The 13522-nt window shown below is 58.0% G+C and carries 15 protein-coding genes; 7 read left to right on the plus strand and 8 right to left on the minus strand.

What is annotated here, in order from left to right; genetic code table 11:
• From JHL21_RS15160 to JHL21_RS15185, 6 genes are read left to right on the plus strand one after another with little or no spacing between them, the layout of a single operon-like run.
• Positions 1 to 621 (plus strand): hypothetical protein, encoded by a 621-nt coding sequence (locus JHL21_RS15160; protein WP_200214362.1) that lies wholly within the window; start codon positions 1 to 3, stop codon positions 619 to 621.
• A complete protein-coding gene (locus JHL21_RS15165) occupies positions 618 to 1271 on the plus strand; it encodes a hypothetical protein (RefSeq protein WP_200214363.1) in 654 nt (217 codons plus the stop codon). The genes JHL21_RS15160 and JHL21_RS15165 overlap by 4 nt, the downstream gene beginning before the upstream one ends.
• Positions 1268 to 1792: a flavin reductase family protein gene (locus JHL21_RS15170; RefSeq protein WP_200214364.1), complete on the plus strand. Its 525-nt coding sequence runs from the start codon at positions 1268 to 1270 to the stop codon at positions 1790 to 1792. The genes JHL21_RS15165 and JHL21_RS15170 overlap by 4 nt, the downstream gene beginning before the upstream one ends.
• 34 nt (positions 1793 to 1826) lie before the next feature.
• Complete coding sequence (locus JHL21_RS15175; protein ID WP_200214365.1) at positions 1827 to 2444, plus strand: hypothetical protein; 618 nt, start codon at positions 1827 to 1829, stop codon at positions 2442 to 2444.
• A complete protein-coding gene (locus JHL21_RS15180; RefSeq protein WP_200214366.1) occupies positions 2444 to 3061 on the plus strand; it encodes a hypothetical protein in 618 nt (205 codons plus the stop codon). The genes JHL21_RS15175 and JHL21_RS15180 overlap by 1 nt, the downstream gene beginning before the upstream one ends.
• The gene (locus JHL21_RS15185; protein ID WP_200214367.1) at positions 3061 to 3567 is read left to right on the plus strand and encodes a hypothetical protein; all 507 of its coding nucleotides are present in this window, start codon (positions 3061 to 3063) and stop codon (positions 3565 to 3567) included. The genes JHL21_RS15180 and JHL21_RS15185 overlap by 1 nt, the downstream gene beginning before the upstream one ends.
• 64 nt (positions 3568 to 3631) lie before the next feature.
• On the opposite strand, the gene JHL21_RS15190 is transcribed toward JHL21_RS15185, so the two are convergent.
• From JHL21_RS15190 to JHL21_RS15225, 8 genes are all read right to left on the minus strand, one after another.
• Positions 3632 to 4642 (minus strand): CNNM domain-containing protein, encoded by a 1011-nt coding sequence (locus JHL21_RS15190; RefSeq protein WP_200214371.1) that lies wholly within the window; start codon positions 4640 to 4642, stop codon positions 3632 to 3634.
• Between the two features lie 5 nt (positions 4643 to 4647).
• The gene (locus JHL21_RS15195) at positions 4648 to 6009 is read right to left on the minus strand and encodes a hemolysin family protein (protein WP_169194048.1); all 1362 of its coding nucleotides are present in this window, start codon (positions 6007 to 6009) and stop codon (positions 4648 to 4650) included.
• A 159-nt stretch (positions 6010 to 6168) separates the two neighbouring features.
• Positions 6169 to 6804, minus strand: coding sequence for an exopolysaccharide biosynthesis protein (locus JHL21_RS15200; RefSeq protein WP_200214372.1), 636 nt, complete (start codon positions 6802 to 6804; stop codon positions 6169 to 6171).
• A 60-nt stretch (positions 6805 to 6864) separates the two neighbouring features.
• A complete protein-coding gene (locus JHL21_RS15205; protein WP_254082079.1) occupies positions 6865 to 7590 on the minus strand; it encodes a Bax inhibitor-1/YccA family protein in 726 nt (241 codons plus the stop codon).
• A gap of 14 nt (positions 7591 to 7604) precedes the next feature.
• Positions 7605 to 8357, minus strand: a complete 753-nt coding sequence (locus tag JHL21_RS15210) for an anti-sigma factor (RefSeq protein ID WP_182395593.1) — start codon at positions 8355 to 8357, stop codon at positions 7605 to 7607.
• Positions 8350 to 8868, minus strand: a complete 519-nt coding sequence (locus JHL21_RS15215; RefSeq protein WP_200214374.1) for a sigma-70 family RNA polymerase sigma factor — start codon at positions 8866 to 8868, stop codon at positions 8350 to 8352. Before JHL21_RS15215 ends, JHL21_RS15210 begins: the two co-directional genes overlap by 8 nt.
• A 115-nt stretch (positions 8869 to 8983) precedes the next feature.
• Positions 8984 to 10078, minus strand: a complete 1095-nt coding sequence (locus tag JHL21_RS15220; protein WP_367948207.1) for a M24 family metallopeptidase — start codon at positions 10076 to 10078, stop codon at positions 8984 to 8986.
• Positions 10079 to 10087: 9 nt separating this feature from the next.
• Complete coding sequence (locus JHL21_RS15225; protein WP_200214375.1) at positions 10088 to 11479, minus strand: M20/M25/M40 family metallo-hydrolase; 1392 nt, start codon at positions 11477 to 11479, stop codon at positions 10088 to 10090.
• Between the two features lie 383 nt (positions 11480 to 11862).
• Between JHL21_RS15225 and JHL21_RS15230 the strand changes: the two genes are divergently transcribed.
• Complete coding sequence (locus JHL21_RS15230; protein ID WP_367948208.1) at positions 11863 to 13482, plus strand: ABC transporter substrate-binding protein; 1620 nt, start codon at positions 11863 to 11865, stop codon at positions 13480 to 13482.
• Positions 13483 to 13522: the final 40 nt, after the last annotated feature.

The following is a 13522-nucleotide window of genomic DNA, read 5'->3' on the forward strand; positions in this document are numbered from 1 at the left end:
ATGAGCGGACGTTTTCTCTATTTGCAGAATAGTTACGGTGGCCCCCCGCCTGCGCTTTTGCGTGTCGCAGACCACACTCTTGATATCTACCAGCAGTACGACACAGACCGGCTCGATTGGTCGGTCTACGATGCAGTCATCATCTCCATGAGCGCCGATCAGGTTCACCTTGTGGAGATCACGGCGAAGCTGCAGGCCTACCTCAATGGCGGCGGCACGCTGGTCATCAATGGTCATGTGGCGCGCCCATTCCTGCCGGAATTGCAACGCTATGAGCCGATGGAAAAGCGCGGCAAAGCCGAGCTGGTCATTCATCGCGAGACCGAGCACCCGATGTTTGCCTCCGTCACCGCTGAACAGCTCACCCTGCGCAAGGGTGTTGCTGGTTTTTATGGCCGAGGCAGCAATCCTGCGCCCGAGGGCGCAACGGTCATTCACTCGGTCGGTCCCGATCATGTTGCCGTCGATTGGCTTTACGAACGTCCTGAAGGCGGCCGTATTTTTGTTCACTCGGGCGTCGAGCTTTGGGCCGTTCTGATGCTGGAAGGTCCTGATCAGGGCATTCCGGTTATTCAAGCCATTTTCGATTGGTTGGCGCAAACCTCGCAGGTGGCAGCATGAACACAGTTTTGAAGCCGATAGTTGCCGTCATCGACGGCGGCCAGCACTATCATCATGACGCGATCACCCGGGAGCCATTTGCCTCCTCCTTCGATCACATCATCTACCTGCGTGATGTCGCCAAAACCGATCTCACCCAGTTCGATATCGTCATCATTCCCTGCCGCACCAATGCCTATTTTCTGGCGCCGCTGAGCCGTCAGTTCCAGGCCTTCATGCGCAATGGTGGCACCCTTGTTGCCATGGGCGAGACCTTCCCCAATACATGGCTGCCCAATATTGGCCTGCGCGAAATGCCGACCAACTTCTGGTGGTGGCTGACCCCCGGTGCCGATCTTGGCTTGCGCATGAGTGATCCCGATCACGTGGTCTGCGATTACCTCAAAAAAGAAGACGTCACCTTCCATCTCCACGGCGCTTTCGAGCCGCTGCATGAAAACCAGAAATCTCTGGTCGAGACAGCCGATGGTGAGTGCCAGATGTTCGAGGACGAGGTGTCCTATGCGCCTGGTCGCTTGATCGCCACGACGCTCGATCCATTCTTCCATCACGGCGCGTTCTTCATGCCTGCAACCACCCGCATGCTGGCCGGTATGTTGCCTTGGCTGATCGACACGGAAGCCGAGCGAAAGGCTGCTCTGGCCGAATGAGTACTGCAGATTTGGAGGCCGCTCCGGCGGCTGTTCCTGCGCGGCAGGCGTTTTTGAACGCCATGTCGCAATTCGCCAATTCGGTTTGCATCGTGGCCACGGACGGTTCCGCCGGCCGCGATGGTACCTGCGTTTCGTCCATGACATCGGTTGCCGCCGATGGTGACAAGCCGACGCTCCTGATTTGTCTCAACGAAAAGAGCCGGGTCACGCCAAAACTGCTCACCAATGGGCGGTTTAGCGTCAATCTTCTTACAGCGAGCGAGCAGGGGATTGCTGACCTCTTTGCCGGTCGCTGCGGCGGCGTTGCCGAGGGATGGTTTGACGATCCCCGCTGGATGCTGGGGGAGACTGGCTTGCCAGTCCTCAACCCAGCTCTCGCCAGCTTTGAATGCTCGGTCTTCCAAACCAGTTTCGTGGGCACGCACCACATCATCATTGGCGCTGTCGAGGCGGTTTACACCACCCAGAGTGGCACACCGCTCATCCATTCACAGCGCCTCTATCGCTACCTCGCTTAGGCGAAAACCTGTACGTTGAAGGGTACACAGAACGATGACTGAACCGACAAGCGGCAAACTGCTGCTGATCCATTCGCACTACGGCACACCGCCGGGCCTATTTGATTTGGCGATGCAGCGGGGCGACGCCATTATCGTGCGCGAGAAAGACCTCACCCCTGAGCATTTCGCTCAGGCAAAGGGCTTGATCACCACCAGCCACATCGACCAGTTGAACTTCCTTGCTCTACGCCCGCATCTTGAGGCTTTCCTCGCGCGTGGCGGCAATTGGTTCTTCAATGGCCACATCCTGCGCGAACTGGTTGGCGGGCTCAAAATCTACCAGCCGATCATCAAAGCCAAGCGTGCTGATCTGGTGCTGACCCGCATCAACGAACACCCAATTTTTGAAGGCGTCGATCAGCCGTCCTTTGAAGAAAACAAGGGCGTCGCAGGTTTTTACGGTCGCGGTCACAACCCGCTTCCCGAAGGCGGTCTCGTGGTCAATGGCATTGGCCCTGACCATTTGCCAATCGATTGGGAATGGAGCCTCCCGACCGGTGGCCGCATCTTCAGCCACGCTGGCAATGACATTGGTGGCATGGGCGGACCAAACCCGAACCACGCCCTAGTCGCCCCCCGTATTATCGCTTGGACCATGGGAGAACTCTAATGGCCATTCTCGCCATCAATCCCGGCACTTACTACCACCTCGAAAGTTTTGAAGCGCCACGCTACGCGCAGTATTTCGATCAGCTCGTCCGCCCCGAAGACCTGCCGAACGTCGACCTCAACGCCTTCAATGTCGTGCTGATCCCGTGCCGCACCCCAGCGGACCGCATGGAGCCGCTCAAGCAGCAATTGCTCGATTATCTCGATATGGGCGGCACCATCATCGCCACCGGCGAGAGCGACAGCGAACTCTTCCTGCCCAATATCAAGGTCACCCCACAGCCGACCAATTTCTGGTGGTGGCTCACCCCCGGCGCAGACCTTGGCGTGCGCATCGCCAAGCCTGAGCACAGCCTCTTCCAATATCTCACCCAGAAGGACATCACCTGGCACTTGCACGGCTGGTTCGATGTTCCCGAAGGCGCTGAAGTGCTCGCCGTCAACGAAAGCGGTAAGCCCATTCTCTATGTCGACGAAGTGACCACCAAGGGCCGGATGATCATCACCTCGCTCGATCCTTTCTACCACCACGGCAGCCACTTCATGCCTGCCACCACGCGCTTCCTCGACGGCTTCTTGCCGTGGATGCGCGCTGAACTCGATCGGGATTGCCTCTAATGACTGCCACCACTCTCACCGTTCTCGAAAACGGCAAGCCACTGACCTACACCTATGCCGACCTCATGGCCTACCACGGTCACGGTTTTCCGGGCGGCGTCGCCCACGGGTTCAAGGTGCTGGAGCGCTCGCTCCCACTCTTGGCCGATGGAGCAATCCCTGAGCGCCGCGAAATCTCCTTCCGCACCTCGTTCGGTGGTCCGGGCGGTCGCGATGCTTTGGAAATGGTCACCCGTTGCCTGACCGAAAACCGTCTCTCGATTGAGCCCGATCTGGCGCAGACCGAGCGCGGCGACACTATGGCCCGCTACGTGTGGCTCGTGAGCTATCGCGGCACCACGGTCAGCGTTCGCATCCGTGAGGGCATTGTCCGGGACGAGTTCATCGCCTTGGGCAAAAAGGCCAATCGTACCGACGACGAAAATGCGCGTCTCGAATATCTAAAAAGCGAAATGGCGGAGCGGATTTTATCCCTCCCCGCCAACGAAGTTTACGAGACCTTCTAAGCCGAAGCGTCCAACACAGTGATCATCAGGTGCAGTTCGCTCAACCGAACTGCACCTGTTTTGCTTACGCGGTATGCGGCAGCACGCGTTTGAGAATGTCGGCCATGGTGACGACACCCAGAATACGGTCTGCTGCGGTGACGATAGCGAGTTGCTCGCCGTCCTTACGCATACGGGCCAGAGCTTCGTAGACCGACGTGTGTTCTGGCAAGGCCAGAACGTCACGCGCGAACTTGGCGGCTGGTGCCGACCCACCCTCAAGAAGCGTGTCGCGAACGTGCACAACCTTGGGCCCGGATGCGCCCTCGTCGAGCAGCAAAATCCGCATGTGGCCCGAAGTTTCGGCAAGCTTGCGCACCTCGGCAACACTGGCCTTAGGGCCAACCGAAACGGGCTTGCCACCCGGAGCGATCAAATGGCTTACCGAAGCACTGCCCAGATCGATCAGGCTCGAGAGCTGTTGTTGCACTTCCGTTTCCAACACGCCCACTTTCGCCGAATGTTCAACGAGTTGACGGATGGTCGCCGCGTCCTGCCCACCGATAGCTGTGCTTTCGACAGGCTCAACGCCTGAGGCACGGACGAGAGAGTTGGCAATGCGGTTGATCACGCCGAGCACAGGGCGCAGCGGCCAGATGTAGCTTTCAGCGGCCAGACCAATGGCAACGGCCGCCTTTTCAGGATGCGCAATCGCCCAGGACTTTGGCGCCATTTCGCCAACAACCAGATGCAGGAAGGTGACGAAGAACAGCGACAGCAGGAATGCCGCGCTATCGGCCAGCCAGAATGGAGCACCGGCATTGAGCAGGATAGGGCCCAGTGCCGCGTCTACTGCTGGCTTGGTGATCGCGCCCAATGCGAATGTGCACAGGGTAATCCCGAGCTGCGCGCCCGCAAGCATGAGGGTCAAGTCGTTCATGCCGCGCAGCGCTGCGCGGGCCGAAGCACTCTGCGGGGCCATTTCTTCGAGCTGACGACGACGTGCGCCGATCAGTGCAAATTCGATGATCACGAAAAAGGCGCTGAGAACGATGAGAGCGATAGTCGCTAGAATGACGAATGTTGGGTCTTTCATGGCAATCACTCCGCCTGCTCGATGAGCTGAACGCGCACTCTGGTGGGCACATGGCGCTCCACTTCGAGAACAGTCACAGACAGGCTACGGCTAATCAGAATACCCTCTGCGACTTCAGCTTGATCGGCAGGGAGCTGCACAACCACAACTTCATCAACAGCCGGCAGTTCGCCTGTTTCGGCAATAAGCAGACCGGCAATGGTTTCGACGTCGCCTTTCTCGATCGGGCGACCAATCGTGCGTTCGACTTCGTCGAGGTGCACATCGCCTTCCATGATCCAAATACCGTCGCCATCAAAGGTCACGGCATCTTCTTCATCGCTGTCGTGCTCATCGGTGATTTCGCCGACGATCTCCATAGCGATATCTTCGAGGGTCAAAACGCCAGCAAAGCCACCATATTCGTCGATGACACAGGCCAGTTGGTTATTGGTGCCGACCAGCTTATCGAAGGCGTCCGGCAGGTCCATCAACGTTGGCACAACCAGCGCAGGGCGCATGATGGTGGTCACCGATGCGTTCGGGTCCGCTGTTTCGAGTTGTGGGAGCAGGTCCGACAGATGCACCACCCCAATCGGGGCTTCTTCGTCGTCGACCACTGGATAGCGCGTATGCGCGCGGGCCATCATCTCACGCACTTCTGCGATGGTCGCTTCAGGGCCGATCCAATCCACCTGCGAGCGTGGCACCATAGCGTGCTCGACGTCACGTTCTGGGAAGTCGACAATACGGTCCATCATCCAGGCCAGTTCGGCCGGCAGGTCGCCGCTGTTGCGCGAGTCAGCGATAATGCGCGGCAGATCCTCGCGCGAAGCGCTGACGTCGATGTCGTGCACAGGCTCGATCCGCAGCAGCTTGAGCAGCACGTTCGCAGACATGTCGAAGAAGCTGATGATCCAGCCCATCGCCTTGAGATAGAACAGCGTCGACGTCGCCAGCATTTTTGCGAGCGGTTCGGCATTCGAGATGGCGAGGTTCTTTGGATAGAGTTCGCCAAAAATCATTTGGACGACGGTCGCGAAGAGCAGCGCCAGAATGGTGCCGGTGGCAATACCGACTTCTGTGGGGATACCCACCCCGCCAAGCATGGTGCCGAGGGCACCGCCAACGAGTGGCTCAGCCACATAGCCAACCATAAGGCCGGTTACAGTGATGCCCAGCTGCGCGCCGGAGAGCATGAAGCTCGTTTGCTTGGTGACAAGCAAGGCACGCGCAGCGGCTTTGTCGCCCTGTGCCGCTTGCGCCGCGAGCTTGGTGCGGTCGACGGCCATATAGGCAAATTCTTGAGCGACGAAATAACCGCCAACAGCGATGATCATAATGATGATCGCTATGCCGAGCAGCAGATTCAATATTGGTTCGATCATTTGTGACACCTGGTGCGCGCTAAAAGAAGCGGCACATATTTCTCCTGTAAGTCTTCGTCAGTTGGATATTGGATGCTGTCATTCATAAGAACGACGGATGAAGTCGATCTGTTCATTTCAGATCGGCTGATTTGTTGATGGGCAAGGGCTGCGGCCGTTTCAAAAGATTGCTGATATCGCCAGCCATGCGGCAAAAGCGAAAGCTGCGATGACACCGGAGACAATCACGAGGGAGACAATGCCTGTCACCGCACCGGCCAGAACCCAAAGCCCATCTTGCTGAATAAGACCCAGCGCGAGGATGCAAATGGCGATGGCTGGCAGCATATTGCCCAGCGGAATTGGCAGAAACAGCACGATAGCGAGAATGAGGGTGAGCGCGCCGACCAGATATTCTGCCGGTGGCTTTGTCAGTATGGAAAAACGCGGGCGCATAAGACGCTCTGCCTTTTCCAGCCATGGGCCAACCTTGGCCAGAATGCGCGCAAAGTCTGCTCGCGCAAAGGAGCGATCAGCGATGATGGCTGGTAACCATGGCGAGCGTCCCAACATCAGCTGAGCCGCCAGAAACAGGAGCGGTGCTCCAAGCACGCCTGACACACCCGGCGGCACCGGGATGGTATTGGGCACGGCGAACACAAACAGCATGGCGGCGATAGCGCGCTGATCGAGCTCTAGCAGCAGGTCGCGGATATAAATGCGATCGCGGTCAACTCGCCCGGCAATCTGGCCCAGCTTGGCTGAAAGACTAAACGTTTCATCGTCGCCGCTTATCACGGTCTCTTCTGTCGACATAGAATTCCCCCTCTCGGCAAAGGCGCGCCACCGACCAGAGGTCGGCAGCGCCCCTCAGCTTTAGTCGTCTTGTTGGCCGGTCAGGCTGAGCAGCAGCTGGAAGATGTTGATGAAGCTCAGATACAGCGACAGCGCGCCCATAACGGCGAGCTTCTGGTTGCCTTCAGCACCATTGTGCTCGGCGTACTGATCCTTGATCGACTGTGTGTCCCAAGCGGTAAGGCCGAGGAACACCAGAATGCCGATGATCGAGACCGCGAACTGCAGAACGCTGGAGCCGAGGAAGATATTGACGATCGATGCGATGACGACGCCGATCAGGCCCATGATCAGGAACGAGCCGAACTTAGCGAGGTTTGCTTTGGTCGTATAACCGTAAAGGCTCATCACGCCGAACATTGCAGCGGAGATGAAGAACGTACGGGCGATGCTCGACCCGGTAAAGTTCAGGAAGATGGAGGCCATCGACAGGCCCATCACCGCACAGAAAGCCCAGAACATGCCTTGCGCCGCAGCAGCGGAGAGGCTGTTGATCTTGAACGAGAAGAACATCACGAACGCCAGCGGCGCGAACATGACAACCCACTTCAATGGCGAGGAGAAGATCGGCACGTAAAGGGCTGGTGTCGAGCCGACGAAGAAGGCTACGAGGCCGGTGATGACCAGGCCAAGGCCCATGTAGTTATAGACGCGCAGCATATGCTGGCGCAGGCCTTCGTCGTAGACGGCGGTGTTCTGCGAAGCGGTGGCCGAATTACCCCATCGCATGTTGGGCTGGGATGACATCTGTCTCGTCTCCATTAGTATAAGGTGTCAGCGAGCATGTGCGCTGCGTTCAGTATTTCTGTTTCATCGCTGGCGCCGACGAGCGCATAGGCGATTTCCCCGATTTGCCAGTGCGCGAGAACAGCATTGCCTTCGCTGATGGCAGTAGGGTTGTGCGCAGCGAAGTCGCCGGGGCGCGCTGCGAATATGGAAACCCGTCCCAAATCTGATGCACTGAGGGACATCTCGACACTGGGGCCAAACCGGGACGGATAAACCTGTACGTCTTCGACGGTCCAGCTCTCGGGCAGGGTCGGCATGACGATGGCTGTCGCCGCGAGCAGTTCCGCCGGATCGTATTCTGGAACCTCGGGCTGCGATGTCATGACCGCGCGCACCTGACTAACTTCGTGGGCGCGCAACGCTGCCTCCAGATAGTCGGGCATCGGGGAGGGGCGCGAGAGTGCCGAAGTGGTCAGTGCGCCGATAGACGCTCCCACCATCACCAGACCACACGCCGCTGCGACGGGGCGCAGGCGGTTGAAAAAGACCCGTCGACCAATTGAGTTTTGTAGACGCCGGGCGAGATCTTGCGAAGAAACGCGGATCGCCTCTGGCGCACCAACACTGCTCAAATAGAGCTCGTGGTTCACCCGGAGCTCGTCGATCACCTGTGCCGCCAGCTCAGGATTGCGTGCGAGGTGCTGTTCAACCACCACGCGTCGCAGCGGATCAATTTGGCCATCGATATAGAGAGTTAGATCCTCGTCAGTGACGTGCTCAGTCATTGTCGGTACTCCCTACGATCTTGAGATGTCTGGGGGGATTGAGAAGCTCGCCAGAGCGCAGCGCCTTGCGGGCACGGGAAACGCGCGACAGCAAAGTGCCTTCCGGCACATTGAGAACCTGCGCGGCCTCGGGATAGGTCAGCCCTTCAATGGCAATCAGATGCAGCGCCTCGCGTTGCTCATCGGAGAGCAAAAGAAAGCCGCGTCGGACTTCGCTCAATTGGACGGCATCGTCCTGATTGGGTGGGTAGCTTACGCTGCCAATTCGCGCCTTGTCGGCGCTCGTGCGAACAACGCTGCGCCGATACCCATCGACGAAGCAATTGTGCATGATCGACATGAGCCAGGTTTTGAGGGAGCCACCAATTTTGAAGGACCGGCGCTTTTCATAGGCGCGGACCAGCGTTTCCTGCACCAAATCCTCGGCATTCTGCGGCTCGCGCGTTAGCGTCAGCGCGTACCGTCGCAGGTCTGGCAGGTGGTCAATCACTTTGGCGAGGCGGTTGCTCATCCAATATATACGCGCGACTTGCCCAACCCTTCCAATAGGTCATGAAAATAATTGACCGATCGCAGGTGAGAAATGAGCGTCAGGTCTTCCAACCTGACGCCCACATGGTTCTGGTCTATGCCGTATGGACTGTGCGAGGCAGGGACGAGAGGATTTCCGCCCCATCGGCGCGCAGAATGACGATGTCTTCAAGGCGAATGCCAAAGCGGCCTGGCAGGTAGATACCCGGCTCGATGGAGAACACCATTCCTTCGGCCAGAACAGTGTCCGACGACGCGGTGATATAGGGCGGCTCGTGCCCGCCAATGCCCATGCCGTGACCGGTGCGGTGGACGAAATATTCGCCATAGCCAGCCTCGGTAATCACCCCGCGAGCCGCCGCATCAACATCGCGCGCCAGTGCGCCCGGAACCGCCGCCTTCAACGCAGCCTGCACAGCACGTTCCACGATGTCGTGGATCTCCGCATACCCATCTGGACCCTGGCCGATAATGGCCATGCGCGTGATATCGCTTGGGAAACCATCTGTGCGGCCGCCGATGTCGAGCACTATCGCATCGCCATCGGTAAGCTTGCGGTCACCGGTATGGTGGTGCGGAAATGCGCCATTGGGACCACTGCCAACCACGGCAAACTGCATGGGCGCGTTTTCAGAACTAAAGTGATCGCTAATGATCGCCATGAGTTCATTTTCGGTCATGCCGGGCTGAATAGCCTTGAACGCCGCCTGCATGGCGCGGTCCGCGATCAGCGCATTCTTCTTGAGCGCCGCATATTCGCGCTCATCCTTGCGCATGCGCAAATAGCTCAGCGTATCGTCGGTAAAGCTGCGCTTAGCCGCGGGCAGGGCGTCGAGCAACAGCATGGCAAAGTCGATGCGCATGGTTTCGTCAAAGCCAATGTGCTTGGCCGCAGTCGCACCAACATTGGCCAGCGCTGCCAGAAACGCCTCCTTCGGCCCAATATCATCGGACCAGACATGGAAGGCGATATCCGTCTCCGCCCGCGAGCCTTCCGCATTCAGCGCTGGCATCACAAACGCCTCGCGCTCAGGGCCGATCAGCAACAGGCACGGACGTTCACACAACATGGGGTGAAAGCCCACCAGCCAGTCCATGTGGGAGCTGGGTGCAAGCGCAATAAGATCAACATTTTGCTCAGCCATACGCTCACGCAGGCGCGCGAACTTGGCCTTAGTATTTTCGGTCACAGAATGCCCCTATGGCTTTGAAATCGCGTCGAGAATGCGGATCCAGCCGCGAATACCCTTCTCGAACGAGCTAAGGTTATATTTCTCATTGGGCGCGTGCCCGCGGTCGTCCGCCGTGCCCCAGCCGACGAGCAATGCATCCATGCCCAGAATGGAGCGGAAATCGCCGACAATCGGGATAGACCCACCACCGCCGGTGACAATCGCCGGATTATCCCACTCGCCCTTCAGTGCCTGCTTGGCCTTGTCGAGAATTGGCGCGTCGTAAGGCAGCTGCACCGCTGGCGCTGCTCCATGATCGCCGAACTCAACGCGGCAATCCGCCGGAACCTTTGAGCGCACATAGTCCCGGAAAATCGCGCGGATTTTATGTGGGTCCTGATCATGCACAAGGCGGAACGAAATTTTTGCGGTGGCTTCCGCCGGAATGACCGTCTTGAACCCTTCGCCCGCATAACCGCCGCTGATGCCGTTCACTTCCGCTGTTGGGCGCGCCCAGTTCAGCTCCAGCATCGAACGGCCCTTTTCCCCGACCGGTATCGAGAGCCCAACCTGCTCGAGCATATGCGGACGAGACGCTTCCAGCGCGTCCCAGAGCTTCTTCAGCTCTGGTGGCGTCTCGTGCACGCCGTCGTAAAAGCCGGGCAGGGTGATGCGGCCCGTCTCATCATGCAGTCCGGCGACAATTTTGCCGATAATATGCAGAGGATTGGCGGCAATCGCCCCAAACCCGCCCGAGTGCAAATCGTGGCTTGCCGCATAAATCTTGATTTCTTCGCCCACCAGCCCGCGCAATCCAGCGCAGATAGACGGCGTCTCGTCGTCCCACATGCCCGTGTCACAGACGAGGACATAATCGGCCTTAAGCTCGTCCTTATTGGCCTCAAGGAATGGCCGCGCCGAAGGCGAGCCGCATTCTTCCTCACCTTCAAAGATGATGGAAATCCGCGCTGGCAGCTTGCCATTGACCTCCTTATAGGCGCGCACCGCCTCCACAAAAGTCAGCAGCTGAGCCTTGTCATCGCAGGTGCCGCGACCGGAGATAATCTTCTGCCCCTTCGCTCCAATGCGGATCGCAGGTTCAAATGGCGGGTGGTCCCACAGGTGCAATGGGTCGACCGGCTGCACGTCGTAGTGGCCATAGAACAGGTAATGTGGGCTCTCGTCGTCCGGGCCCGCGTGATGGGCAACAACCATTGGGTGCCCGGTGGTATCGCGGACCGAAGCGTCAAAACCGAGCTCAGTGAGATAGTCCGACAGCGCCTGCGCGGCTCGTCGACAGTCGGCGGCATGGGCCGGATCGGTTGAGATGGACGGTATGCGGACCAGATCAAACAGGGTCTGCAGGCTTGATTCGAGGTTGGCATCGGCCTGACGAAGGACCGGTTCGAGCTCAGACATGGGCACCGTATCGCTTTGCAATGTATAATTTTTTGAAGTCGCAAACACCGCCCGCCACACCCAAGCGATACACTCAGTATCCTTGTATGTAAGCGGGCCTTAGCAACTTCCAGCATGTCGATTTTAATTGTCTGACATCTCTTGGAAACCCATTTCTAATCGATGATGACGCTTGTCTGGGGTTGACAGCGGACGGGACATGAATTTGTCTGACATATGTCTATTTCTGCTGAAATGGTCTCGGCTTAAGTTTTCCTGCGCCTCGTGCAAAGGGCAAACGCGGCCGGCCAATAGGGACAGCAGAATGCACGAATTTTACCGGGTGTTGCGGTTTGGCAGGGGGCCAATCGCACGGTCTCGGGTAATCTTGAGGGAGTTTAGTGGTGAGACGTATTATTCTTCTAGGCACGACTGCGCTTGCGATGGCAGCGTCGTCGGCAGGTGTGTCGCTCGGCTACGAAGGGCTGGAACTGGTCGCGCCAAACTGTGACGCTGGCAACAAGATCAGCGCCATCCGTGCGGTTGATGAACACACCGTCACTTTCGAAATGTGTAAGTCGGATCCGGCTTTCGAGCCTAAGGCCGCTTTCGTGTCCTTCGGCATCCAGCCTTCGGAACACATCAACACCGTTGGTACCACTAAGGACATTCTGTCCAACCCAATCGGCACCGGACCATACACGCTTGAATCGTGGAACCGCGGTGACTCGATCATCCTCAAGCGCAACGACAATTACTGGGGCGAAAAGGCCAACGCTGAAACGCTCGTTTTCCGTTGGAGCACCTCTGGCGCCAGCCAGCTCAACGAACTCCGTTCGGGCACTGTTGATCAGATCAGCACCGTGAGCCCAGACGATTTTGACGCTGTAAAGAACGATCCAGATCTGCAGTTCCTGCCGATTTCTGGCCCGAACACCTTCTATGTCGGCATGAACAACAAGTTCGCGCCATTTGATAACGTCAAGGTCCGTCAGGCGATTGCCATGGGCATCGACCGTCAGCGTATCGTTGACAACTACCTGCCTGAAGGCTCGGACGTCGCCAAGTTCTTCACCCCATGCACCATTCCAAATGGTTGCGTAGGTGACGAATGGTATGGTTTTGACCCAGTTGCCGCTAAGGCTCTTCTGGCCGAAGCTGGCTTCCCAGAAGGCTTCAAGACCAAGATTTTCCTCCGCGACGTCTTCCGCACCTATCTGCCTGAACCAAACACCATGGCTGTTGAACTGCAGTCGCAGCTCAAGAACAACCTCGGCATTGAAGCTGAAGTTGTGGCTCTGGAATCCGGTGACTTCATCGGTCAGGCGAGCGCCGGTGACCTTGATGGCTTCCACCTGCTCGGCTGGGGTGCAGACTATCCGCACATCACCAACTTCCTCGATTACCACTTCGGTTCTGAGGTAAAGCAGTTCGGTAACTCCTTCCCAGAAATCTCCGGCCCACTGGCTGAAGGCGCGACCGTTGCGGACGTTGAAGCGGCTAAGCCACTCTACGAATCTGCCAACAACGCCATTCGTGATCTCGTTCCGATGATCCCGATTTCCCACGCGGCTGCGGCTTCGGCTGCGCGCTCCTATGTCGAAAATGCCGGCTATCGCCCATTTGGCGCTAAGCAGTTCAGCCTGGCAAACCCCGGCAAGGACACCATGGTCGTTATGCAGAACGCTGAGCCAATCAGCCTGTACTGCGGTGACGAGTCTGACGGCGAGTCGACCTTGGTCTGCACCCAGATCATCGAAACCCTGCTCGACTACGCTCAGGACAGCGGTTCTATCGTCGGTGGTCTCGCAACCAGCTGCGATGCGAACGCAGACGCCACTCTGTGGACCTGCAACCTGCGTGAAGGCGTAAAGTTCTCGGACGGTTCGGACTTCGACGCCAATGACGTCGTTGCATCCTATGCTGCCGGTCTTGACGTGACCAACCCAGCGCACGTCGGCAACACTGGTACGTTCAACTATTACTCGTACCTCTGGGGCCTGATTAACGCTCCGGCCAACTAAGCGATTATCGCTTCGAGCGAAGCGGGTGCTCCGGCACCCG

This window comes from Devosia sp. WQ 349K1, from assembly GCF_016595685.1.
GTDB lineage: Bacteria > Pseudomonadota > Alphaproteobacteria > Rhizobiales > Devosiaceae > Devosia.